The organism is Streptomyces sp. NPDC005761, assembly GCF_040630635.1.
GTDB lineage: Bacteria > Actinomycetota > Actinomycetes > Streptomycetales > Streptomycetaceae > Streptomyces.
Map to the genome: position 1 here is coordinate 38,706 of NZ_JBEXXX010000041.1, position 24,893 is coordinate 63,598.

Sequence of the window (24,893 nt, forward strand, 5' to 3'; positions counted from 1 at the left end):
GCCAGACATTCAGCCCCCGTGCGGCGCCCGCGCCCCGGACGGCGGTACCGCGTACTTCATGCGGACCGTGCCGGACCGGAATCAGACGCGGCGCCCGGGAGCCCGACGGGAGAACCGCCCGCATGCCTCAGTCCACCGAACCCGGCACGGCCGGGAACGCAGAAGACAGCAACACCCCCGGGGACAAGCTGCCGCCGCGCCGCAGGCGCCGCGCGGCATCCCGCCCGGCGGGCCCGCCGACGGCGGGCGCACAGGTCGGAGCCGAGGCTTCGGCCATACCGGCCGTTGACGCCGGAGTGTCGGAGACCAGTACCGAGAACACCCCCGAGGCCGAGGCCGCGCCGCCGGTCCGTGCGCGCCGTCGCGCCGTCCGCAAGGCGACGTCCTCCGCCGGTGCGCCGCAGGCCGCCGAGACCGTGGAGGTCGTGGAGCCGGTCGTCGCGGCTGCCGAGCCGGTCGAGGCGGAGGCCGCGGAGCCGGTCGAGGCGCCGCGTGCGCGTCGTCGTGCGTCCCGTAAGGCGACGTCCCCCGCCGGTGCGCCGCAGGCCGCCGAGACCGTGGAGGTCGTGGAGCCGGTCGTCGCGGCTGCCGAGCCGGTCGAGACGGAGGCCGCCGAGCCGGTCGAGGCGCCGCGTGCGCGTCGTCGTGCGTCCCGCAAGGCGACGTCCCCCGCCGGTGCCCCGCAGGCCGCCGAGGTGGCCGAGATCGTGGAGGAGGCCGTCGCGGCCGAAGCCGCCGTGGCCGAGCCCGTCGCCGAGGCGCCGCGTGGCCGTACCCGGCGCAGGGCCTCCGCCCCCGCCGGCGCACCGCAGGCCGCCCGGGCCGAAGCCGCCGCCGAGCCGGTCGCCGAGGCTGCCGAGCCGGCCGCGGAAGAGGCTGCGGAGCCCGTCGAGGCCCCGCGTGGGCGCCGTCGCGCCTCCCGCAAGGCCACGTCGCCCGCAGGTTCTCCGCAGGTCACGGAGGCCGCCGAGGAGCGCGCCGAGATCCAGACGGGCGAGAGCCTGCCCGAGGCGGCCGTGGAGGAACTGGCCGCCGAGACCGCCGAGGTCGAGGAGGCCGCCCCGCGCGGCCGTCAGCGCCGCCGCGCCACCGCCGCAGCGGGCCGGCCCGAATTCACCGGCAAGGTCGAGGAGCCCGCGCGCAAGAGCCGCCGGGCCACACGGCCCGCCGTCGCCGTGTTCCAGGCGCCGGTCTTCGCCGAGCCGATGTTCCAGACCCCGGAGACCGCTGCCGCCGCGGCCGCCGCCCAGCCCTCCGTCGCGCACGACGAGGAGCCCGAGGACGAGATCGTGACGGTGGAGGAGCAGACCGCCCCCGCCGAGCAGGCCGCCGCCGAGGCCGCGCCGCAGGGCGGTTCGCGCCGCCGTCGCCGTCGCCGCGGTGAGGCAGCGGAGGCCGAGCCCGCCGCGCCCGCCCCGGCCGCCGCTCCGGTCCAGGAGCAGGCCGAGGAGGAGCAGGAGCCCTCGAGCGAGAACGAGGCCGAGGAGGACGGGGAGGAGACCGACGAGTACGGCGACCGCCCGTCGCGCCGGCGCCGTCGCGGTGGCCGTCGCCGCCGTCGTGGCGAGTCCGCCGAGGACGACGCCGCCGAGCAGCACGTGGACGACGCCCCCGAGCGTTCCGAGGACGAGCACGAGGGTGCTCAGGAGTCCGAGGACGAGGGCGACGACGAGCACGACGACAACGACTCCGGTGCCTCCGGGTCGAGCAGCAGCCGTCGGCGCCGCCGCCGTCGGCGCCGCAGCGGTGACTCCTCGTCCGACGCCGAGAACGGCACGGACGACCCGGAGCGCACGGTCGTCAAGGTCCGTGAGCCGCGCAAGAAGGAAGAGCGCGAGCCCGGCACCGGCTTCGACGAGGTCCAGTCCATCAAGGGCTCGACCCGCATGGAGGCGAAGAAGCAGCGCCGCCGCGAAGGCCGCGAGCAGGGCCGCCGCCGGGTGCCGATCATCACCGAGGCGGAGTTCCTCGCCCGTCGTGAGGCCGTCGAGCGTGTCATGGTCGTCCGCCAGAACGGCGAGCGCACCCAGATCGGCGTCCTCGAGGACGACGTGCTCGTCGAGCACTACGTCAACAAGGAGCAGGCCACCAGCTACGTCGGCAACGTCTACCTGGGCAAGGTCCAGAACGTCCTGCCGTCCATGGAGGCCGCCTTCGTCGACATCGGCAAGGGCCGCAACGCCGTCCTGTACGCCGGTGAGGTCAACTTCGAGGCGCTCGGCATGGCCCACGGGCCGCGCCGCATCGAGACCGCGCTCAAGTCCGGTCAGTCCGTCCTCGTCCAGGTGACGAAGGACCCGATCGGCCACAAGGGCGCCCGTCTGACCAGCCAGGTCTCGCTGCCCGGCCGCTACCTGGTCTACGTGCCCGAGGGCTCGATGACGGGGATCAGCCGCAAGCTGCCCGACACCGAGCGTGCCCGCCTCAAGACCATCCTCAAGAAGATCGTCCCCGAGGACGCGGGCGTCATCGTGCGTACCGCGGCCGAGGGCGCGAGCGAGGACGAGCTGCGCCGCGACGTCGAGCGGCTGCAGCAGCAGTGGGAGGACATCCAGAAGAAGTCGAAGAGCAGCGGCAGCTCCAACGCGCCGACGCTTCTCTACGGCGAGCCGGACATGACCGTCCGGGTCGTCCGCGACATCTTCAACGAGGACTTCTCCAAGGTCATCGTCAGCGGTGACGATGCGTGGGACACCATCCACGGCTACGTCTCGCACGTGGCGCCCGACCTGACGGACCGGCTGTCGCGCTGGACCTCGGAGGTCGACATCTTCGCGACGTACCGGATCGACGAGCAGCTCATGAAGGCGCTGGACCGCAAGGTCTACCTGCCGAGCGGCGGCTCGCTGGTGATCGACAAGACCGAGGCGATGGTCGTCGTCGACGTCAACACCGGCAAGTTCACCGGTCAGGGCGGCAACCTCGAGGAGACCGTCACCAAGAACAACCTGGAGGCGGCCGAGGAGATCGTGCGTCAGCTGCGGCTGCGCGACCTCGGTGGCATCGTCGTCGTCGACTTCATCGACATGGTGCTGGAGTCCAACAGGGACCTGGTGCTGCGGCGTCTGCTGGAGTGCCTGGGGCGCGACCGTACGAAGCACCAGGTCGCCGAGGTCACCTCGCTGGGCCTGGTCCAGATGACCCGTAAGCGGGTCGGCCAGGGTCTGCTGGAGTCCTTCTCCGAGACCTGTGTCCACTGCAACGGGCGCGGCGTGATCGTGCACATGGAGCAGCCCACCTCGATCGGTGGTGGCGGCGGCGGCAAGCGTTCCAAGAAGCGCCGCGGCGGCTCGGGTCAGGACCATGAGCACGACCACGAGCACGTCTCCGAGACGGACACCGAGGTCGAGACGGAGGCGGAGGTGGCCGCGGAGGTCGCCGCTCCGCTCGCGCTTCCCGAGCCGGAGTTCGTCCCGGACGAGGAGCTGTACAGCAGTCCGGCCGAGGCCGAGGCGGCAGCCGGGCGCGGCCGTGGCCGTCGTCGGGCGACGCGTAAGGCGACGGCCCCCGCCGGTGCCCCGAGGTCCGCTTCCGCCCCGGCCCCGGTGGCCGAGCCGGTCGTGACGCCGGAGCCCGTGGTGGAGCCGGAGCCGGTCGTGGCAGCGGAGCCGGTCGCCGAGGCTCCGGTCGAGGCGCCCCAGGGCCGTACGCGCCGTCGGGCGACGCGCAAGGCGACCGCCCCGGCGGGTTCGCCGGCCCAGGCTGCCGAGCCGGTCCCGGTCGTCGAGCCGGTCCCGGCCGCCGTCGCGGAGGAGCCGGTGTCCCACGCCGACCCGGTCGCGGCGGAGGACCCGGTCGTCGAGGCGCCGCACGCCGAGGCCCCTGCCGAGGAGCCGGCCGCACCGCCGCGTGCCCGGCGTCGGGTGACCCGTAAGGTCACCGCGCCCGCGGGTTCCCCCGCAGGTGCCGAGGACGCCGCGGTCGTCGTGGTGACGGGCGGCGAGCCGGAGTCCGACGCCGACGCCGAACCGGCGCCGGCCAAGAAGGCGGCCCGCAAGACCGCGAAGAAGGCCACGGCCAAGAAGGCGGCCGTCAAGAAGACGGCGGCCAAGAAGACCGTCGCGAAGAAGACGACGGCCAAGAAGGCGGCGAAGAAGACGGTGGCGGCCGAACAGCCGTCGACCGCCGTCACGGCTTCGGCCGACGAGGTCTGACCCACCCAAGGGGGCTGTTCCGGGCCGGCCCGCGGCGTCGCGGCCGGCTCGGAACAGCCCTCGGCACCGCGCGCGACGCAGTCGGGCCGGTCCCTCCACGGGGCCGGCCGGCTGCGTTCCGGCGCCCGGCCGCCCCTGCACCCTGACACGGAAGCTCTCAGTACATGCACAAGATCCAGAAGGCCGTCATACCTGCCGCCGGGCTCGGTACCCGGTTCCTGCCGGCGACGAAGGCGACTCCCAAGGAGATGCTGCCGGTCGTCGACAAGCCGGCGATCCAGTACGTCGTGGAGGAGGCCGCCGCCGCCGGGCTGAACGACGTACTGATGATCACCGGGCGCAACAAGCGTGCCCTGGAGGACCACTTCGACCGGAACTACGAGCTGGAGTCGGCGCTGACCCGCAAGGGCGACGACGAACGGCTGGTCCGGGTCCAGGAGTCCAGCGATCTGGCGACCATGCACTACGTCCGGCAGGGCGACCCGAGGGGCCTCGGCCACGCCGTCCTGTGCGCGGAACCGCATGTCGGTGCCGAGCCCTTCGCGGTTCTGCTCGGCGACGACCTGATCGACCCGCGTGATCCGCTGCTGGCCCGCATGGCCGAGATCCAGGAGCGTGAGGGCGGCAGCGTCGTCGCGCTGATGGAGGTCGCGCCCGAGCAGGTCCACCTGTACGGATGCGCCGCGGTGGAGTCCACGCCGGAGGACGACGTCGTCCGGGTCACCGGACTGGTCGAGAAGCCGGAGACCGGCGACGCCCCCAGCAATCTGGCGGTCATCGGACGCTATGTCCTGGACCCGGCCGTCTTCGGAGTGCTGCGGGACACCGAGCCGGGCCGGGGCGGCGAGATCCAGCTGACCGACGCGCTGCAGCAGCTGGCCGCCGACGAGAAGCTCGGCGGTCCCGTGCACGGTGTCGTCTTCCGCGGCCGCCGCTACGACACCGGTGACCGGGGCGACTACCTGCGGGCCATCGTCCGGCTCGCCTCCGAGCGCGAGGACCTGGGGCCGGACTTCCGTGCCTGGCTGCGCGACTTCGTCGCCACCGAGCTCTGAGCGAGCGCCCCCGCACACCCATCCGAGACACCCGTACCGCACCAAGGACCAAGGAGAACCCTCATGATCGGCATGATTCTGGCGGCCGGCGCAGGCCGACGTCTGCGCCCCTACACCGACACGCTTCCCAAGGCCCTGGTGCCGGTCGGCCCCGAGGGGAACGAGGAGAGCCTGACCGTCGTCGACCTGACGCTCGGCAACTTCGCCGAGGTCGGCCTGACCGACGTCGCGATCATCGTGGGCTACCGCAAGGAGGCCCTGTACGAGCGCAAGGCCGCTCTCGAGGCGAAGTACGGCGTCACCCTCACGCTGATCGACAACGACAAGGCCGAGGAGTGGAACAACGCCTACTCCCTCTGGTGCGGCCGTGACGCCCTGAAGGACGGCGTGATCCTCGCCAACGGCGACACCGTGCACCCCGTCTCCGTCGAGAAGACGCTGCTCGCCGCCCGCGGCGATGGCAAGAAGATCATCCTCGCCCTCGACACGGTGAAGCAGCTCGCCGACGAGGAGATGAAGGTCGTCGTCGACCCGGCGAAGGGCGTCCAGCGGATCACCAAGCTGATGGACCCGGCCGAGGCCACCGGTGAGTACATCGGTGTCACCCTCATCGAGGGCGACGCGGCCGAGGAGCTGGCCGACGCCCTGAAGACGACGTTCGAGCGCGACCCGGACCTCTACTACGAGGACGGCTACCAGGAGCTCGTCAACCGCGGATTCAAGGTCGACGTGGAGCCGATCGGCGACGTCAAGTGGGTCGAGATCGACAACCACGAGGACCTGGCCAAGGGCAGGACCATCGCGTGCCAGTACTGACCCGGCTGATACCCGCGCCGGTCGTCGTCGACATCCGGGCCGGCGCTCTGGCCGATCTGGCGGGTGTGCTCGCCGATCAGCGGATCTCCGGCTCGGGCAAGCTGGCGATAGCGATCAGCGGGGGTTCGGGCCGGGCGCTGCGCGAGCGGCTCTCGGACAGCCTGCCGGGCGCTTCCTGGTTCGAGGTGGGCGGCGGCACGCTGGATGATGCCGTCAAGCTCGCGGAGGCCATGAAGTCCGGCAGGTACGACGCCGTCGTCGGGCTCGGCGGCGGCAAGATCATCGACTGTGCGAAGTTCGCCGCGTCGCGCGTCGGGCTGCCGCTGGTCGCCGTGGCGACGAACCTCTCCCACGACGGTCTGTGCTCACCGGTGGCCACGCTGGACAACGACGCGGGCCGCGGCTCGTACGGTGTCCCGAATCCGATCGCCGTCGTCATCGACCTCGACATCATCCGTGAGGCCCCGGTCCGCTTCGTGCGGTCCGGCATCGGTGACGCGCTCTCGAACATCTCCGCCGTCGCGGACTGGGAGCTCGCCCACCGCGTCAACGGGGAGGACATCGACGGCCTGGCCGCCGCGATGGCCCGGCAGGCCGGCGAGGCCGTGCTGCGCCACCCCGGGGCCCTGGGGGACGACGGCTTCCTCCAGGTGCTGGCCGAGGGGCTGGTGCTGACCGGCATCTCGATGTCGGTGGCGGGGGACAGCCGTCCCGCCTCCGGCGCCTGCCACGAGATCAACCACGCCTTCGACCTGCTCTTCCCCAAGCGCTCGGCGAGCCATGGTGAGCAGTGCGGTCTGGGCGCGGCGTTCGCGATGCACCTGCGGGGCGCGCACCAGGAGTCCGTGCGGATGGCCGAGGCGCTGCGGCGCCACGGCCTGCCGGTCACGGCGGAGGAGATCGGGTTCAGCGCGGACGAGTTCGTCCAGGTGGTCGACTTCGCCCCCCGGACCAGGCCGGGCCGCTACACGATCCTGGAGCATCTGGGCCTGTCCCCGGATGCGATCCGCGATGCCTACGCCGACTACGTCAGAGCCACCGGGGCCTGAGGCCGGACCCCGGAAATGGAGCCGGTTTGACCGGGCTGTACAGGTCCCCGTAATCTTGACCGTCGGCGTTTGTTCGCCACACCTCTGAGCACTGACCTCCCGCTCGTACGGGAGAGGCCGCTCGTCCAATCCGGATCATCACGGGTCCCCGGACCCGTGTGAGCGGCTGGCATCAGAGGTTTCCGCTTCGAGTGAGAGTGAGATCCGCGTGTACGCCATCGTGCGCAGCGGTGGTCGCCAGCACAAGGTTGCTGTCGGCGACATCGTTGAGGTTGACAAGATTCCCACCGCCAAGGTTGGCGACACGGTAGAGCTCTCTACCCTGCTCGTTGTCGACGGCGACGCCGTGACCAGCGACCCGTGGGTGCTTGACGGCATCAAGGTCCAGGCCGAGATTGTGGACCACCACAAGGGCGCGAAGATCGACATCCTTCGCTACAAGAACAAGACCGGCTACCGCCGTCGCCAGGGTCACCGCCAGCAGTACACGGCGATCAAGGTCACCGGTATCCCCGCGGCTGCGAAGTAAGGGACTGAGGAGACATGGCACACAAGAAGGGCGCATCGTCCACCCGGAACGGGCGCGATTCCAATGCTCAGCGGCTCGGCGTGAAGCGCTTCGGCGGTCAGGCCGTCAACGCCGGTGAGATCCTGGTCCGCCAGCGCGGCACCCACTTCCACCCGGGCACGGGCGTCGGCCGTGGCGGCGACGACACGCTGTTCGCCCTCGCCGCCGGTGCGGTCGAGTTCGGCACGCACCGTGGCCGCAAGGTCGTGAACATCGTTCCGATCGCCGGCTGATTTTCGGCGCTCGTCGAGCGGTATGACGTGGAGGCGGACCTCACTTCCTGTTACGGGAAGTGGGTCCGCCTTTCGCGTGTTGCTCCTACAGGGGCGCACGAGCGAGACATTTCTGCATGTATGTAACTGGAGGTTTCACCCATGACCACCTTCGTGGACCGCGTCGAACTGCATGTCGCCGCGGGTAACGGAGGCCACGGCTGTGCCTCCGTTCACCGTGAGAAGTTCAAGCCGCTCGGCGGCCCGGACGGCGGCAACGGCGGCCGTGGCGGCGACGTGACCCTGATCGTCGATCAGGCGGTCACCACGCTCCTCGACTACCACCACCACCCCCACCGCAAGGCCACCAACGGCCAGCCCGGCGCAGGCGACAACCGCACCGGCAAGGAGGGCCAGGACCTGGTCCTGCCCGTGCCGGACGGCACCGTCGTCCTCGACAGCGAGGGCAACGTACTGGCCGACCTCGTCGGCCACGGCACGATGTTCATCGCCGGCCAGGGCGGCCGCGGTGGCCTCGGCAACGGCGCGCTGGCCTCCGCCCGGCGCAAGGCCCCCGGCTTCGCGCTGCTCGGTGAGCCCGGTGAGGCCCGGGACGTCGTCCTGGAGCTGAAGACCGTCGCCGACGTCGCGCTCGTCGGCTATCCGAGCGCGGGCAAGTCCTCGCTGATCTCGGTCCTGTCGGCCGCCAAGCCGAAGATCGCCGACTACCCGTTCACGACCCTCGTCCCGAACCTGGGCGTGGTCACCGCGGGCAGCACCGTCTACACCATCGCCGACGTACCGGGCCTGATCCCGGGCGCCAGCCAGGGCAAGGGCCTCGGCCTGGAGTTCCTGCGGCACGTCGAGCGCTGCTCGGTGCTCGTGCACGTGCTGGACACGGCGACCCTCGAGTCCGACCGTGACCCGGTCTCCGACCTCGACATGATCGAGGAGGAGCTCAAGCTCTACGGGGGGCTGGACGACCGGCCCCGCATCGTCGTCCTGAACAAGATCGACATCCCGGACGGCCAGGACCTCGCGGACATGATCCGTCCTGAGCTGGAGGCCCGCGGCTACCGCGTCTTCGAGGCGTCGGCGGTCGCCCGTACCGGCCTCAAGGAGCTGTCGTTCGCGCTGGCCGGCGTCATCGCCGAGGCGCGTGCGGCCAAGCCGGTGGAGGAGGCCACCCGTATCGTCATCCGGCCCAAGGCCGTGGACGATGCCGGCTTCACGGTGAAGCTGGAGGACGACGGCATCTACCGGGTGCGCGGCGAGAAGCCGGAGCGCTGGGTGCGTCAGACCGACTTCAACAACGACGAGGCCGTCGGATACCTGGCGGACCGGCTGAACCGGCTGGGCGTCGAGGACGAACTGCGCAAGGCCGGTGCCAAGGCCGGCGACGGCGTGGCCATCGGCGCCGAGGACAACGCCGTCGTCTTCGACTGGGAGCCGACGGTGACGGCCGGTGCGGAGATGCTCGGCCGCCGCGGCGAGGACCACCGTCTGGAGGAGCCGCGTCCGGCCGCGCAGCGTCGTCGGGACCGTGAGACGGAGCGCGACGACGTCAGCAAGGAGTACCAGGAGTTCGATCCGTTCGCGTAGGACGGATGTGCAAGGGGCGTGTCCCCGTGCCGGGAGACCGGCACGGGGACACGCCCCTTTGCCGCAGGCGAGTCCTGCTCCATCCGGTTTCGGGTCTCTCGTCGCTTATGTGTGTGCGCATGTGCGGGCATTCCGGATGCGATCTTCGTGCCCGGTACGCTATGTTCAAAAATTCGATAAACTTTCACTCCGTGCACAACCCTGTGCCCCCGCTGTCCGTCTCTCTTGTGCGAGGACAGGGCCTGCCCTCGCACAGTCGAGGGGGCAGGGGGAGCGTGGAGACATTCACGCGAGGCCGCCCGGGGATTGCCGCGAACAGCGGCCCAGCCGAAAGACGCAAGTGAAGATTTCATTTCTGGTGCGCGACCTCTGCCACATGGGCGGAGTGGTCAGCGCGACGCAGAATCTGGCGGGTGCGCTCGCCGCCCGGCACGAGGTAGAGATCATCGCGCTCCGCAAGGTACGGGACGAGTCCTACTTCCCGCTCGACCCGCGGGTTTCCGTGCGTGCTCTGACCGATCTGCGCAAGCACTCGCCGACATCGGATCTGGACGATCCGCTGATCGAGGTCTTCCCCAAGGTCTACCCCGTCGACCCGGCCGAGAAGAAGCCGGTCGTCAGCAGGCTGGCCGAGCTGCGGCTGCTCGAATTCCTCGCGACCACGGACTCCGACGTGGTGGTGAGCTCCAGCCCGCGGAACACGATCATGCTGTCGTACGCCGAGGGTGACTACCTGCGGGTCACGCAGGAGCATTCGATGCCCTCGATCTACGCGAAGTACTACCAGGGCCGGCTGTTCAAGGCGTACCACTCGCTGGACGCACTCACCGCGCTCACGCCGGAAGAGGTCGTGAGCATCGGCAAGCAGGTGCCCGGGGTGCGCAACCGCCTGGCCGTCATGCCGAACTGCGTTCCCGCCGCTCCCGTGCAGTCCAAGAGCACCAACAAGGTGATCATCGCGGCGGGCCTCCTCAAGGAGAACAAGAACTTCGCGGCGGTCGTCGACGCCTTCGCCACCGTGGTCGCCAAGCGTCCCGACTGGCGGCTCCGGATCTACGGCGGAGGCACCGAGAAGGCCAGTCTGCGCAAGCAGATCGAGAAGCTCGGCCTGCACAACACCGTGACGCTGATGGGACCGGCCGCCCCGGTCGCGCCGGAGTTCAGCAAGGGCTCGATCTTCGTACTCCCCTCGAAGCGGGAGGCGTTCGGCAACGTGATCGTCGAGGCGATGGCCGCCGGGCTGCCCGTCGTCAGCACCGACGCCGACCACGGCCCGCGCAACATCATCACCCATGGCGAGGACGGGCTCATCGTCCCGCGCGGCGACACCGCCGCCATGGCCGACGCCATCCTCGAACTTGTCGAGGACGACGAGCGCCGCAAGCGCATGGGCGAGGCGGCGGTGCGCAACGCCGTGCGCTTCCACGAACCGGCCAGCTGCGCGCGCTTCGAGGCGATCCTGCACGACGCGTCCGCCCGGCGGGCGCTGCCCAGGACCGCCACCGCACAGGTGGACCCGCAGGGCTCGGTCCGCATCGAGGTCGGCGCGCTGCCCGCGGAAGCCCACGGCGCCGAGATCGCCTGCCGCCGGGTCGGGCGCAACCCGGCCGAGGAGCGGTTCGTGATCGACCCCGACGGAAGCACGGTCGTGCCCTGGCACGGCGGGCTGCCCGAGGGAACCTGGGAGCTGTCCGTGTGCACCCCGGACGGCAACGAGGTCCCCCTCACGGTGGACGGCTACGGCTGCGACGTACGCGATCTGCTCAACGTCCCGCTGCCCCGGGAGAACGGCGCCCCCGCACTGGAGCTGCTGCTCCCGCACCGGGGCGAGATGGACCGGCTGCGGATCCGCAGCGTGGTGCGGAACGCCCACGTGGAGATCGACGCACTCGCGGTCGACACCGGAACCATCGACGTGGAAGCCTCTGCCTGGGGCGTGGCCCTGGGCCCGGGAGCGGTCCTGGAGGCCGTGCACCGCAAGGACAAGGACCGGGTGCTGTCGTTCCCGGCAGCGGCGCTCGAAGGCCACCGGATCACCGCCCCCGTCGACTGCGCCACGCTGGTGGCCGAGCACGAGGGCCCCGAGCAGATCTGGGATGTGTGGCTGCGCCCGGCCCCGGGCGCGGACCGCGTCCAGGTCGGCAAGCTCGCCACCGATGTCCTGGCCCCCATAGGGGTGTTCACCTTCCCGCGGCCGGTGATCCGGATCCTGCCCGAGCCCAGCAGGACGCTGCTGGCGAAGGTGGGACGCCGGGTGACCCGGACGCTGAACGGCGGCAAGCCGGCGCCGCGACCGGTCTCGAAGATCGAGATCCGGCCGTACTACACGGCTCTGTCGCAGCTCGCCTTCAAGACGGTGGACGTCGAGCCGTAGAGCGGCGCGGACAGCACGAAGGGGGCGGGCCCGGAGAACTGATCTCCGGGCCCGCCCCCTTCGGCGTGGGCGGCTACTTCTCCTCGGTGAGTTCCGTCGCCTGCTCGATCATGCGGTCCACGACGCGCTGCGATGCCCGGCCGTCGTCCAGGTCGCAGAACAGGTGGTGGAAGCGATCGAAGCGCTCGCTGTACTCGGGCCACACGGCGTCGATGTCGCGGATCGAGTCGATCAGGTCGGAGGACGTACGGACCAGCGGGCCGGGCGAGTCCTTCTCGAAGTCGAAGTAGAACCCGCGCAGGGTGTCGCGGTAGTGCTCCAGGTCGTACGTGAAGAAGAGCATCGGCCGCTTGAGGTGCGCGTAGTCGAACATCACGGACGAGTAGTCGGTGATCATGATGTCGGACGCGAGATACAGATCGGCGATGTCCGGGTACTCGGAGACGTCCCAGACGAACCCGTTGCCGGCGCCCGGCACCTGGTCGACGACGTTGGAGTGACGCCGGATCAGCAGGACGTGGTCGTCGCCGAGGCGGCGGCGGGCGTCCTCCAGGTCGAGGCGCAGGTCGAAGGAGTACTGACCGGCCCGGTGCGACTGGTCGTCGCGCCACGTCGGTGCGTACAGAACGACCTTCTTGCCCTCGGGCAGTCCGATCCGCTTCCTGATCTCCTCGGCGAGCTTGACCCGCTCGTCGGAGTACAGGTAGTCGTTGCGCGGGTAACCGGCCTCCAGGATCTCTCCGTCGTAGGAGAAGGCCCGCTTCAGGATCGGCGTGCTGAAACGGTTGGAGGAGACGAGCATGCTCCAGTTCTTCGCTTCGAGTTCCAGACGCTTCTGGTACTCCTTGTCGAAGTGGAGCGTGTCGATGTCATGGCCGATCTTCTTCAGCATCGTGCCGTGCCAGGTCTGGACGATGACCTGTCCGGGACGCCGGACGACCCACTCGGGAAGGTGCGCGTTGGTCACGATGTACTTGCTGGAGGCCAGCGCGTCGAACCACTCGGTGCCCCACATCCGGACCTTCTCGGCCGTCGGCGGCAGCTCCACCTGACCGTCCCGGACCGCCCACAGGTGCTTGAGGTCGGCACCCCGGCGTACCAGCTCCTCGTGCATGGCGCGCGGGCTGTCCGAGTACTGCTTGCCGTTGTAGCTCAGGTAGAACACCTGGTCACGCAGCGGTTCCAGGCACTTGGCCTCGTACACGTCACGGCGAAGCTGGGCCTGGCGGAACGGGCCGCGCTCCACATCGGCCAGCTCCGAGCGGCAGTTGAGCTGAGGGAAGTCGTGCCAGCGGGCCTCGAGCCAGTACCGGCGGCCCTTCAGCGTGGTGTGCAGCGGGAACTGATCGGAGGCGAGCCGGTCGATGACGAACTCGACGTCCGGACCGTCGGCCTGGCGGAGGAAGAAGTTCCACCGGCCGGCCTTGAGCGGGATGGTGCCCTGGGCGCCACCGCCCAGCGTCGACGGGTCGAAGGCCGTCTCGTACGAGCCGTCCGCGGTCCAGCTGATCGGGACCAGACGCTCGTCGAACCTGCCCTTGGCCTTCAGCAGCAGCTCGGAACCGACCAGGTGCACCGGGGCGTGACCGGACAGGACGAGCTTGCCGTCCCGCTCGCTCACCCGCGTCATCACGGCACGCTCGGTCTGGCCGCGGAACTTGAGGTAGCCGTTGTGCCCGGCGATGACCGCCAGCTCGTGGCGGCCCGCCTGCCGGCCCATGTTCGCGGGCAGCTGGAAGCGGGCGTCCTCGAGACCCTCCTGGACGACGGGGCTCAGCCGGCGCGGTTCCGCGTTCTCGTCGGGACCGGAGACCATCAGGGCCGTGGACCAGTTACGGACCCGCGGCTGGGCGTGACCTTCGGTGCTCTCGGCGGTGACCAGGGCGACGTCGGCGAGCGGCACCTCGACGCGGAAGGCGTGGGTGCCGTTCTGCTCGGCGTCGACGGTGGCCGGGTAGCGCCGGATCTCACCGCTGGACTGGTTGGAGACCTGAAGGGTGACGGACTCGTCGCTCGCCACTGCCGTACGGATCTCGCCCCGGATCACGATCAGGTCGCCCTCCAGTTCCCGGCCGGTCACCAGCGCGTTGACCCGCTCGATGCGCAGCTTGAGGGCGGCTCCCTCGACGCTCGGAAGCATCCGGAAGTTCTTGTCGAGCCACTGGTAGGGCGGGAAGTTGGCGGCGCTGCCGCCGTTCGACTGGATACCCCGGCGGCGCAGCAGACCCGAGCTCGTGACGATCACGCCGATGTGCCAGATGCCCTCCTCCCACTGCCCGTTGTGGCGGAGCTTGGCGGGGTCGAAGGAGAACTCCCAGCCGGACCAGTCGTAGTTGTAGCGCTTCTGCCAGGTGTCGGACGTGCGGCCCGGACGGTAGACGTTCTTCGCGGGGAATATCAGGCGACGGCGTGAGCCGCCCTTCTTGATCTGGATGAACTTGGCGGTGCTGCGCCGGTTCGGGATGTCGATCTTGTCTATCCAGGCGTCGCCGGTCAGCAGCAGCTTGCCCTTCTGCCACTCCACACCGACCAGCGGGGTCCTGAGCTCCAGGTCCTTGTCGATGCGCAGGGTCTTGCGGGAGAGCGAGACACCGCTGCGGTCCAGCGCCTTGAACCCGGCGTACTTGCGCAGGAAACCGCTGACCTCGACCGGCTCACGGCGCCGCTGGTCGGCGAGGAGGTCGATCAGCTCGGCGATCGCGCCGCGGCGCACCAGCGCGTACTGCACGCGCAGCACGGCGGGCAGCTCGTCCAGGACCCGCGGCTCGACCTGGTCGAGGTAGCGGTTGGCGGCCACGTGGAAGGCCTCGCGGTACGCCTCGTCGCCGTCCGGCACGACATTGAGGAAGATGCGCAGGTCGTCCCGGAGTACGCGGGCGTCGTACTCCCGCTTGAACTGGGCCCACTTGGCGCCGGGGCGGGCGGCGAGGAACTGGGCCACGGACTCACAGGCGGCGACCCGGTCGCGGACACCCTGCGGGTCCGTGCGGCGCTGGGTGATCGACGGGGCGGACTCGCCCTCGCGAAGCCGCCAGTAGTAGACCGGCTCGCCGATCAGGTCGATGGCGTCGGCCAGGTAGTGCGCGCGCAGCACCACGGCGCTGTCCTCGTAGAGCACACCCTCGGGGAAGGTGAAGGCGTTCTTCTCCCAGAAGGTGCGGCGCCAGACCTTGTTGCAGGAGATGCGGTCCGCGACGAGCTTGGGGTACTCGGAGATGTGGGTGCGCTTGCGGGCCTCGCCGGCCAGCATCTTCATGAGCGGCACCTGCCAGGACCGCTCGCCCTTGACGTGGAACACATTGCCGGTGGCGAAGTCGGAGCCGGTGTCGTCGAGGCTGGCGACCATCATGCGGTAGCCGTCCGGCGGGATGACGTCGTCGCTGTCGAGGAAGGCGAAGTACTCGCTCTCCGGTGCCATGTTGGCCAGACCCGCGTTACGGGCCGAGCCGAGGCCGCCGTTCTCCTTCGTCACCAGCCGGAAGCGCGGGTCGCGCTCGGCGAAGGCGCCGGCTATCGCTGCCGAGCCGTCGGTGGAGCCGTCGTCGACCATGACGACTTCGAGGTCGGTGAAGGTCTGCGCCGCCACCGAGTCGAGGCAGGCTTCGAGATACGCCTCGACGTTGTACACGGGCACGATGACACTGAGCCGGGGGGTCATGTTTTTCGGCATTCCTTTCGGGTCAGACCCGCTCGACCAGTTCGAGCGCCTGGGCAGGGGATGGTGCCGGCTTGCGTGCGGCAAGCGGGACGACGGGAAGGACGTCTTCCTCGTTCAGGAAGACGGTACGGACGACGCGCTCGGCCGCATGGCCGTCGTCGAAGTCGCAGAAGCGCTCACGGAACGCGGCCCGGAAGGCCGCGGACTCCTCGCTCCGCCATTCGTCGGAGCGGAGGACCTCGGTGAGCTGCGCCTGGGTGGTGGCGACGACGCCGGGAGGTTCGGCCATCAGGTCGAAGTAGCTGCCCCTGACGACCTTGTACGTGTCCCAGTCGTCGGCGAAGATCACGATCGGCCGGTCGAGGTTGGCGTAGTCGAACATCGCCGACGAGTAGTCGGTGATCAGCGCGTCGGCCGCCAGGTAGAGCTGCTCCACGCACTGGTGCGCGGAGACGTCGATCACCCGGCCGCTGGCCTGGAGTTCCGCGAGCCGGCCGGTGGGCTTGTAGAAGTAGTGGCCCCGCACCAGGAGGGTGACGTCCGGGCCCAGTTCCTCGGCCAGCTTCGCCAGGTCGATCCGCGGGGCGAACTCCTTCTGGTACTCACGGTGGGTCGGCATGTACAGGAAGACCTTGGAGCCGTCCGGCGCTCCGAGTTCGCGGCGGGCCTGAGCGACCTCACGGGCACCGGAGTTGATCAGTACGTCGTTGCGCGGGTATCCGGTCTCCAGCGAGGTGTAGGAACACGGATAGACCCGCTCCCACACCGAGGTGGAGAAGCGGTTGGAGGAGATGCTGTAGTCCCAGCGGTCGCAGCGCCGGAGCAGGTCCTCCATGTCCATGTTCGTGGAGGCGGGGTAGTTGGCCTGGTCGAGGCCCATCGTCTTCAGCGGGGTGCCGTGATGGGTCTGCAGGTGGATCTGGCCCTCGCGCTTGACCAGGGCGTCCGCGAAGTTCACGTTGTTGATGAAGTACTTGCCGCGGGCCAGTGCCGTCCAGTACTCCCGGGAGCCGACGACGGCCACCTCGACGCCCTTGGGCACCCGGCTCACGTGCTCCGCGCGCACCGCCCAGACCCGGCGGATGTGGGGGGCCAGCCGGGCCAGCTCGGCGTCGATGGCCGCGGGGTTGCACGAGTAGCCCCGGCTCCAGTAGGCGGAGAAGACCGCGAGGTTCTCGTCCACCGGCAGCCGCAGCTGGGACTGGTAGATCATCCGCATCGCGGCGCGCTTGGCCCGGCCGATGCGCTCACTGTTGCGCGCCCGTGTCCGGTTGCGCACCCGGTTGGCCCGCGTGACGCTGTTCAGCGCCGAATAGGAATCCATGCCGAGCAGCGCGTACTTGTAACCGCGGCCGCCACCCGGACGCTCGAACCCTTCCGGCATTCGTCGGCTGTAGTCGGCAGCCGCGCGGTGAAAGAATTCGGACCGCGCGTCCTTGGGGAGGCGGCCCGGCTTCTCCATCACCGTGAGGTAGTGGTCGACCATTTTGCGGAACAGCGCAGGGCGCCAGGAATTGAATTCCGGATGCTCGTCCAGATAGGTGAATACGCGGTCGTACTGGTCGAATACGTCGAAGTGTTTGCGGCTGACGGTGCGAAGTATGTTTCCGCCCTCGCGTCGCTGCCGGTAGAGCACGCAGATGCGGTCGAGCACCGCGATGCTTTCCGCCGAGACCAGGGAGGTGTACGTCCAGGGGGCGTCCTCGTAGTACCCGGACGGGAACCGGAATCCGTGCGCTTCGACGAAATCGCGGCGGTAGGCCTTGTTCCAGACGATCTGCAGCAGGTCGAGCAGCCCGGGCCGCTCCGACAGGGGGAAGACCGCGGGCCCGGCCGTGCCGAGGAGGTCCGCGCGCTGGTTGGGCAGCAGTCGGCCGTCCCAGTAGCTGCGCGCGTAGTCGAAGATCAGGATGTCGGGGTCGTCGGTCGCGTCGAGACGCCCGACGATGCCGCTGAGCGATCCGGGCGTCAGGGTGTCGTCACTGTCGAGGAAGAGCAGATAGTCGCCGGTCGCCTGTTTCATCCCGGCGTTACGGGCGTGGCCGAGCCCCACGTTCTCGCTCAGGTGGAGCACCCGAACCCGACTGTCGCGCTCCGCGTACTCGTCAAGGATGGCGCCGGAGGCGTCCGGCGAGCAGTCGTCCACGGCGACGACCTCGAAGTCGGTGAAGTCCTGCTGCAGGACGGAGTCGAGGCACTCCCGAACATACCCCTGCACGTTGTACGCAGGCACGATGAGTGTCAGTCGAGGCATCCTTCACCAGTCCAGAGAGCTGTCTGCAGGGTCTGTGCGGAGGCACCGATTCGCACCGCGGAATCATGGGGGAGCGCCTGAGCACCTGAACAGCGTAATTGATTGACATCCGCCCGCCGTGGCCTTGTGTTTGCCCCGGCTTCATCCGGGGCTGTCCGGCTTCGCCCGTGGTGTTCTCCGGCTGTCATCCCTCCACGGCTTCATATCGCACGATAATACGGTTGAGTCCTGTTTGTCTGATTCGATTTTCCGTGCACGTAGGGTGAACCTGTCGGCAGGACCACGCGCAGAGGGAGAGACGCACAGAATGACCTGGATGGTTACGGGCGGGGCCGGATACATAGGTGCGCACGTCGTGCGGGCGATGCTCGCCGGCGGACTGCGGGTGGTCGTGTACGACGACCTCTCCACGGGGAACGCGGGGAGCGTGCCCGACGGTGTGCCCCTGATCACCGGCAGTGTGCTGGACCGGCAGGCCCTGGACGCGGCGATCCGTGACCACACCGTGACGGGTGTGGTGCATGTCGCAGGCAAGAAGCAGGTCGGCGAGTCCGTCGAGCGCCCCCTCCACTACTACCGGGAGAACGTGACCGGCCTGGAGGTGCTGCTGGAGAGCATGGTCGCGGCGGGAATCGACCGGCTGGTGTTCTCCTCGTCGGCCGCCGTCTACGGCATGCCCGACGTGGACCTCGTCACGGAGGACACCCCCTGCGCGCCGATGAGCCCCTACGGGGAGACCAAGCTCGTCGGTGAATGGCTGATCCACGCCGCCGCCCGGGCCCACGGACTGCGCTGCGCGTCCCTGCGCTACTTCAACGTCGCCGGTGCGGCCTCGCCCGAGCTCGCGGACGCCGGCGTGTTCAACCTCATCCCGATGGTCTTCGAGCGACTCGAGGCCGGTGCGGGCCCGCGGATCTTCGGCGACGACTACGCGACGCCCGACGGCACCTGCATCCGCGACTACATCCATGTGGAGGACATCGCCTCCGCACACCTCGCGGCCGCACGCCGGCTGGAGGGAGCCGAGCCCGGTACGGACCTCACGCTGAACATCGGCCGGGGCGAGGGCAGCTCCGTGCGGGAGATGGTCGACCGCATCCTCAAGGCGACCGGTCACCAGGACATCGCCCCCGAGGTGACCGCCCGCCGCGCCGGTGACCCGGCACGCGTGGTCGCGGGGGCGGACCGGATCCGCGCGGAGCTGGGCTGGTCGGCCCGGTACGGCGTCGACGAGATGATCGAGTCCGCCTGGCAGGGCTGGCGGCTGCGCCACCCGTAGCTCCTTTCCTCCGGGGGCGAGTCGCCGAAAGTGAGCGGCCGACCGCCCCCGGAGGCCGTAAGCGGAATCCAGAAATTCGATATCGAGTTCGACACCACGCCTGAGTGCGACGTTTTTCGTCGTCCGGCGGGAGCGAAACGAAGCGGAATGGTTACGGGGTGCCGTCGCTTTTCCTCCGGACGAGTCGGTAAGCGGGTCGGCGGAGCTGTTTCGCCGCGGATGAGCGGCCGGATCTGACTAAGGTCACCCGGTAGGTCGCAGCTGCGACAGGACCGCCGACTCATCGTGGAGCAGAACTGTGAAGGCTCTCGTACTTTCCGGCGGGGCAGGCACCCGGCTTCGTCCCATCACTCATACCTCGGCCAAACAGCTGGTCCCGGTGGCGAACAAACCGGTGCTGTTCTACGGACTCGAAGCCATCGCGGAAGCCGGCATCACCGAGGTCGGCATCATCGTGGGCGACACCGAGGAGGAGATCCGCGCGGCGGTCGGCGACGGATCCCGGTTCGGCATCGACGTCACCTACATCCCGCAGTCCGAACCGCTGGGCCTCGCACACGCGGTGCTGATCGCCCAGCGCTTCCTCGGCGACGACGACTTCGTCATGTACCTCGGCGACAACTTCATCGTCGGCGGGATCGCCGGGCTGGTCGAGGGGTTCTGCGCCGACCGCCCCGACGCCCAGATCCTGCTGACCCAGGTGCCCGACCCGACCGCCTTCGGCGTCGCCGAACTCGACGGGGACGGCAGGGTCGTGGCCCTCGAGGAGAAGCCGAAGGAGCCCAAGAGCGACCTGGCCCTCGTCGGTGTCTACCTCTTCACCCGGGTCATCCACGAGGCCGTCCGCTCCATCCGCCCGTCCTGGCGCGGCGAGCTGGAGATCACCCACGCCATCCAGTGGCTGATCGACCAGCAGCGCGACGTCCGCTCCACCACGATCCGCGGGTACTGGAAGGACACCGGCAACGTCACCGACATGCTGGAGGTCAACCGCACCGTGCTGGAGGCCGTCGAGCCCTGCACCCGCGGCGCCCACGTCGACGACGAGAGCGAGATCATCGGCCGGGTCCGGATCGAGCCGGGCGCCCGCGTCACCCGCAGCCGGATCGTCGGCCCCGCCATCATCGGCGCCCGCTCGGTGATCAGCGACGCCTACGTGGGGCCGTTCACCTCGGTCGCCCACGACTGCCGCATCGAGGACAGCGAGATCGAGTACTCCATCGTCCTGCGGGGCGCCTCGATCGACGGCGTCCGCCGCGTGGAGGCCTCCCTCATCGGCCACGAGGTCGAGGTGACCCCCGCACCCCGCAGTCCGTCCGCCCACCGACTCGTCCTCGGCGACCACAGCAAGGTACAGATCTCGTCATGACGACCCACCTCCTGGTGACCGGCGGTGCCGGCTTCATCGGCTCCCATTACGTCCGTACGCTGCTGGGCCCGGACGGCCCCGGTGACGTCGCCGTCACCGTGCTCGACAAGCTCACCTACGCGGGTAATCCGGCCAACCTCGACGAGGTGCGCGAACACCCCGGTTTCTCGTTCGTGCAGGGCGACATCTGTGACGCGGAACTGGTCGGCGGCCTCATGGCCGGGCACGACCAGGTGGTGCACTTCGCCGCCGAATCGCATGTCGACCGCTCCATCGACGGCGGCGCCGAGTTCGTCCGTACGAACGTCCTGGGCACCCACACCCTCGTCCACGCCGCACACCTGGCGGGCGTCAGGACCTTCGTGCACATCTCCACCGACGAGGTCTACGGATCGATCGACGAGGGTTCCTGGACCGAGAGCGAACCGCTCGCGCCCAACTCCCCGTACTCCGCGTCCAAGGCCTCCAGCGACCTGATCGCACTCTCCTACCACCGCACGCACGGACTCGACGTGCGGGTGACCCGGTGCTCCAACAACTACGGGCACCACCACTTCCCGGAAAAGGTCATCCCGCTCTTCGTCACCAACCTGCTGGAGGGCCGGCCGGTCCCGCTGTACGGGGACGGCGCCCATGTCCGCGACTGGCTGCACATCGACGACCACGTGCAGGCCGTCGAACTCGTCCGCACCAGGGGCCGCGCGGGCGAGGTCTACAACATCGGCGGCGGCACCGAACTCTCCAACAAGGAGCTCACCGGACTGCTCCTGGAGGCGTGCGGCGCGGACTGGGACACCGACGTCGTCCACGTCGAGGACCGCAAGGGCCACGACCGGCGCTACTCCGTCGACTGCACCCGGATCCGCGAGGAGCTCGGCTACGAGCCCCGCAAGGACTTCCGCACCGGGCTCGCCGAGACCGTGCGGTGGTACCGCGAGAACCGCGCGTGGTGGGAGCCGCTCAAGGAGAGGGCCGCCCTGTGAGCCCGGTCTGGCTGGTCACCGGGGCCGCCGGCATGCTCGGACAGGACCTCATGGCCGCGCTCGCCCAGGAGGACGTCACCGCCGTCGCCGCGGACCGTGCGGCCCTGGACATCACCGACCCCGGGCGCGTCCGCGCGGCGTTCACCGCCCACCGTCCGGCCGTCGTGGTGAACTGCGCGGCCTGGACCGCCGTCGACGACGCCGAGAGCCAGGAGGACGCCGCGCTGCGCATCAACGGCACCGGCCCCGCGGTCCTGGCCGCCGCCTGCCGGGAGCACGGCGCCGTCCTGCTCCACGTCTCCACCGACTACGTGTTCGCCGGGGACACCGCCCGGCCCTACGCCGAGGACGCCCCCACCGCACCGCGCAGCGCCTACGGCCGCACCAAACTGGCCGGCGAACGCGCCGTGCTGGAGACCCTCCCCGACACCGGCTACGTCGTGCGCACCGCCTGGCTCTACGGCGCGGGCGGCGCCAACTTCGTCCGCACGATGATCCGGCTGGAGAGCCTCAAGGACACCCTCGACGTGGTGGACGACCAGCGCGGTCAGCCCACCTGGACCGTCGACCTGGCCGGGCTGCTGGTCCGGCTCGGGCGGGCCGCACTCGACGGCACCGCCCCGGCCGGCGTCTACCACGGCACCAGCGGTGGCGGGACGACATGGTTCGGCTTCACCCGGGCGATCTTCACGCTGCTCGGCGCGGACCCGGCCCGCGTCCGGCCCACCACGAGCGCCGCGTATCCCCGCCCCGCCCCGCGGCCCGCGTCCAGTGTGCTCGCGCACGGACGGTTCGCGGCGGCCGGGATCGAGCCCCTCCGGGACTGGCGCACCGCACTGGAGGAGGCGTTCCCGGCCCTGCTCGCCGTGGAACGCCCCTTGGTCAGCGGCCGGCCGGGCTGAGCTCGCCTTCGCCCGCCCGCAGCCGCGCGTAGTACTCCTCGCACTCCGCGTACGAGGGCAGGAGCCCCTGCTGCCCGGCCTCGGCGAGCGACGGTGCCGCGGCGTCCTTCTCGGACAGGAGCGGCACGATGCCCGCGGGCCACTCGATGGCCAGCTCCGCATCGAGCGGATCGATGCCGCGCTCGCGCCCGGGCGCGTAGCCCTCGGAGCAGAGGTAGAGGACGCCCGCGTCGTCCGTCAGCGCCATGAAGGCGTGACCGAGCCCTTCGGCGAGGTAGACCGCACGGTGCTCGGCATCGTCCAGACGGACCGCCTCCCACCGCCCGAACGTGGGCGAGCCCGCCCGGACGTCCACGATCACGTCGAGCACGGCGCCCCGCACGCACTTCACGTACTTCGCCTGACCGGGCGGCACGTCGGCGAAGTGGATCCCGCGCAGCGTGCCCCGGCGGGACGTGGAGAAGTTGGCCTGCGCGAGCCCCAGGGCGTGCCCCGCGGCCTCCCCGAGGTCCGTGGCCCTGAACCACTCGTGGAAACTGCCGCGGCTGTCGGGGATGACCTCGGGCTCGTGCACCCAGGCCCCGGGGATGGAGAGCTGGCGCATGCGATCACGTCCTGTTCCTGGAATTCGCCGGGTCTTCGGCGGGGGAGCCGACGACTCCTGCAACGAGTGGCGGTACGGAACAGATACGGACCGGTACGGATACGGACGAAACAGGGTCCACGGTGCGGAACCCGAAGGCGCCGATTCCCGTGCTCGCGTAGATTGCGGGGTCCAGCGAGCCGAACCATGGGGGATGCACGTGTCAGGGGCCAGGCAGGGCGTCACGGAGGCCCGCAGGATCGTCGTCAAGGTCGGTTCCTCCTCCCTCACCACCGCTGCCGGAGGCCTCGACGCCGACCGGGTCGACGCACTCGTCGATGTGCTCGCCAAGGTGCGCAGCGGCGGTGAGCGCGAGGTCGTCCTCGTCTCCAGCGGTGCCATCGCGGCCGGACTCGCCCCGCTCGGACTCCACCGCAGGCCCAAGGACCTGGCCAGGCAGCAGGCCGCGGCCAGCGTCGGCCAGGGGCTGCTCGTCGCCCGCTACACCGCCTCCTTCGCCCGCTACGGCGTCCGCGTCGGCCAGGTCCTGCTCACCAGCAACGACACCAGCCGCCGCGCCCACTACCGCAACGCATACCGCACTCTCGACCAGCTCCTGGACATGGGCGCGCTGCCGATCGTCAACGAGAACGACACCGTGGCCACCGACGAGATCCGCTTCGGTGACAACGACCGGCTCGCGGCGCTCGTCGCCCACCTGGTCCGCGCCGATCTGCTGATCTTGCTCTCGGACGTGGACGGCCTCTACGACGGCGACCCGAGCATCCCCGGCACCACCCGCATCGCGGAGATCGCCGGCCCCGCCGATCTGGCCGGGGTCAGTATCGGCAGCGCCGGCAAGGCGGGCGTCGGGACCGGCGGCATGGTCACCAAGGTCGAGGCCGCCCGGATCGCCACCGCGGCCGGTGTCCCGGTCGTCCTCACCTCCGCGAGCCACGCGGCCGACGCGCTGGCGGGCCGCGACACCGGCACCTACTTCCACCGCACCGGACGCCGCTCGGCGGACCGTCTGCTGTGGCTGGCCCACGCCTCCACCCCGCAAGGCTCACTGACCCTGGACGACGGGGCCGTGCAGGCGGTCGTGGAGCGCCACAGCTCCCTGCTGCCGGCCGGGATCGCCGCGGTCGAGGGTGAGTTCACCGCGGGCGACCCGGTGGAACTGCGCGATCTGCGGGGCCGGCCGGTCGCCCGAGGCCTCGTCAACTTCGACGCCAAGGAGATCCCGCAGCTTCTCGGGCGCTCCACCCGCGACCTGGCCCGCGAACTCGGCCCCGCCTACGAACGCGAGGTCGTACACAGGGACGATCTTGTCGTTCTCCACACCTGATGACCCCCTGAAACGGCTGAAAGTCCAGCCTTCGGGCGGAGACCTTCACGAAAACCGCCCCAAGCCGGGCCGCGGGCTGGTCCACTTTGTAGCAGGGACACTGCGGGGTTCAGCACAGCAACACATTCACAGGAGGCCGCCGGTGAGACGAGCGCGCCCGGGGGCGCCGCCCCGAGGAACGGGTGGCCGCGCCCTGACCAGCGTCGGAGCAGGGACCGGTTTCGACGGAAGCAGGTCCACGGACCGGAGGGACGAACGGACCGCCTGCCCGGACATGGCGGTGGCCGGGCAGGAACGCACCCAGTCGAAGCTGTGGCACATCACGCTCTGCGTCTCCGGTGCCGAGATTCCGCTGACGGAGGTCAGACGTGGCCTCGAACAGCTCGCCCACGACCACCCCTTCCTGCTGACCAGCCGCTATGCCAACGACCACGCGGAGATCCGCTACTGGGAAGAGGCCCGCGACCTGCACGACGCGGCGGCGGTGGCCCTGCGGCTGTGGGGCGAGCACCGCTCCAGCGCGGGGCTGCCCCCCTGGGAGATCGTCGGGCTCGAGGTCATCGACCGCGAGACGTACCACCAGCGCGTCGCCGAGGGGTACGGGCCGCCTCCGGCCGCCCCGGTCGGCGTGCACCCGTACTGAAACGGCCGTCCCCCGGACGGCCGTCTCGCATCACGGGATACGTG

General features: G+C 70.1%; 17 protein-coding genes. 14 read left to right on the top strand and 3 right to left on the bottom strand.

What is annotated here, in order from left to right; genetic code table 11:
- The first annotated feature begins 122 nt into the window (after window positions 1-122).
- The 8 genes from ABZ434_RS28770 (at window position 123) to ABZ434_RS28805 (ending at window position 11,830) form a co-directional block, all read left to right on the top strand.
- The gene (locus ABZ434_RS28770; protein WP_359142669.1) at window positions 123-4,154 is read left to right on the top strand and encodes an Rne/Rng family ribonuclease; all 4,032 of its coding nucleotides are present in this window, start codon (window positions 123-125) and stop codon (window positions 4,152-4,154) included.
- A gap of 164 nt (window positions 4,155-4,318) precedes the next feature.
- Window positions 4,319-5,209 carry a UTP--glucose-1-phosphate uridylyltransferase GalU gene (gene galU / locus ABZ434_RS28775; protein WP_359142671.1) on the top strand — a complete coding sequence of 297 codons (891 nt, stop codon included), beginning with the start codon at window positions 4,319-4,321 and terminating at the stop codon, window positions 5,207-5,209.
- Window positions 5,210-5,272: 63 nt separating this feature from the next.
- Window positions 5,273-6,025: a phosphocholine cytidylyltransferase family protein gene (locus ABZ434_RS28780; RefSeq protein WP_359142673.1), complete on the top strand. Its 753-nt coding sequence runs from the start codon at window positions 5,273-5,275 to the stop codon at window positions 6,023-6,025.
- A complete protein-coding gene (locus tag ABZ434_RS28785; protein ID WP_359142674.1) occupies window positions 6,013-7,074 on the top strand; it encodes an iron-containing alcohol dehydrogenase family protein in 1,062 nt (353 codons plus the stop codon). Before ABZ434_RS28780 ends, ABZ434_RS28785 begins: the two co-directional genes overlap by 13 nt.
- 208 nt (window positions 7,075-7,282) lie before the next feature.
- On the top strand, window positions 7,283-7,603 hold the full coding sequence (gene rplU / locus ABZ434_RS28790; RefSeq protein WP_018551604.1) for a 50S ribosomal protein L21: 321 nt from the start codon (window positions 7,283-7,285) through the stop codon (window positions 7,601-7,603).
- 14 nt (window positions 7,604-7,617) lie between these two features.
- Window positions 7,618-7,875 (top strand): 50S ribosomal protein L27, encoded by a 258-nt coding sequence (gene rpmA / locus ABZ434_RS28795; protein ID WP_018103204.1) that lies wholly within the window; start codon window positions 7,618-7,620, stop codon window positions 7,873-7,875.
- A gap of 141 nt (window positions 7,876-8,016) precedes the next feature.
- Window positions 8,017-9,456 (top strand): GTPase ObgE, encoded by a 1,440-nt coding sequence (gene obgE, locus ABZ434_RS28800; RefSeq protein ID WP_359142676.1) that lies wholly within the window; start codon window positions 8,017-8,019, stop codon window positions 9,454-9,456.
- A gap of 340 nt (window positions 9,457-9,796) precedes the next feature.
- Window positions 9,797-11,830 (top strand): glycosyltransferase family 4 protein, encoded by a 2,034-nt coding sequence (locus ABZ434_RS28805; protein WP_359142678.1) that lies wholly within the window; start codon window positions 9,797-9,799, stop codon window positions 11,828-11,830.
- A 73-nt stretch (window positions 11,831-11,903) separates the two neighbouring features.
- On the opposite strand, the gene ABZ434_RS28810 is transcribed toward ABZ434_RS28805, so the two are convergent.
- Entirely contained in the window at window positions 11,904-15,488 is a 3,585-nt protein-coding gene (locus ABZ434_RS28810; RefSeq protein WP_359142680.1) for a CDP-glycerol glycerophosphotransferase family protein, read from the bottom strand.
- Between the two features lie 22 nt (window positions 15,489-15,510).
- Entirely contained in the window at window positions 15,511-17,742 is a 2,232-nt protein-coding gene (locus ABZ434_RS28815; RefSeq protein WP_359142682.1) for a bifunctional glycosyltransferase family 2 protein/CDP-glycerol:glycerophosphate glycerophosphotransferase, read from the bottom strand.
- A 307-nt stretch (window positions 17,743-18,049) separates the two neighbouring features.
- Between ABZ434_RS28815 and galE the strand changes: the two genes are divergently transcribed.
- From galE to rfbD, 4 genes are all read left to right on the top strand, one after another.
- Window positions 18,050-19,021 carry a UDP-glucose 4-epimerase GalE gene (galE, locus tag ABZ434_RS28820; RefSeq protein ID WP_359142684.1) on the top strand — a complete coding sequence of 324 codons (972 nt, stop codon included), beginning with the start codon at window positions 18,050-18,052 and terminating at the stop codon, window positions 19,019-19,021.
- A gap of 298 nt (window positions 19,022-19,319) precedes the next feature.
- Complete coding sequence (locus ABZ434_RS28825) at window positions 19,320-20,390, top strand: glucose-1-phosphate thymidylyltransferase (RefSeq protein ID WP_359142686.1); 1,071 nt, start codon at window positions 19,320-19,322, stop codon at window positions 20,388-20,390.
- Complete coding sequence (gene rfbB / locus ABZ434_RS28830; protein WP_359142688.1) at window positions 20,387-21,373, top strand: dTDP-glucose 4,6-dehydratase; 987 nt, start codon at window positions 20,387-20,389, stop codon at window positions 21,371-21,373. The genes ABZ434_RS28825 and rfbB overlap by 4 nt, the downstream gene beginning before the upstream one ends.
- On the top strand, window positions 21,370-22,275 hold the full coding sequence (rfbD, locus tag ABZ434_RS28835) for a dTDP-4-dehydrorhamnose reductase (RefSeq protein WP_359142690.1): 906 nt from the start codon (window positions 21,370-21,372) through the stop codon (window positions 22,273-22,275). The genes rfbB and rfbD overlap by 4 nt, the downstream gene beginning before the upstream one ends.
- On the opposite strand, the gene rfbC is transcribed toward rfbD, so the two are convergent.
- On the bottom strand, window positions 22,256-22,879 hold the full coding sequence (gene rfbC / locus ABZ434_RS28840; protein WP_359142692.1) for a dTDP-4-dehydrorhamnose 3,5-epimerase: 624 nt from the start codon (window positions 22,877-22,879) through the stop codon (window positions 22,256-22,258). The genes rfbD and rfbC overlap by 20 nt on opposite strands.
- A 199-nt stretch (window positions 22,880-23,078) precedes the next feature.
- Here rfbC and proB point away from each other — a divergent pair, with 199 nt between their 5' ends.
- Together proB and ABZ434_RS28850 are read left to right on the top strand one after the other, a co-directional pair.
- Window positions 23,079-24,206, top strand: a complete 1,128-nt coding sequence (gene proB, locus ABZ434_RS28845; RefSeq protein ID WP_359142694.1) for a glutamate 5-kinase — start codon at window positions 23,079-23,081, stop codon at window positions 24,204-24,206.
- 142 nt (window positions 24,207-24,348) lie between these two features.
- Window positions 24,349-24,849 (top strand): hypothetical protein, encoded by a 501-nt coding sequence (locus ABZ434_RS28850; protein ID WP_359142696.1) that lies wholly within the window; start codon window positions 24,349-24,351, stop codon window positions 24,847-24,849.
- Window positions 24,850-24,893: the final 44 nt, after the last annotated feature.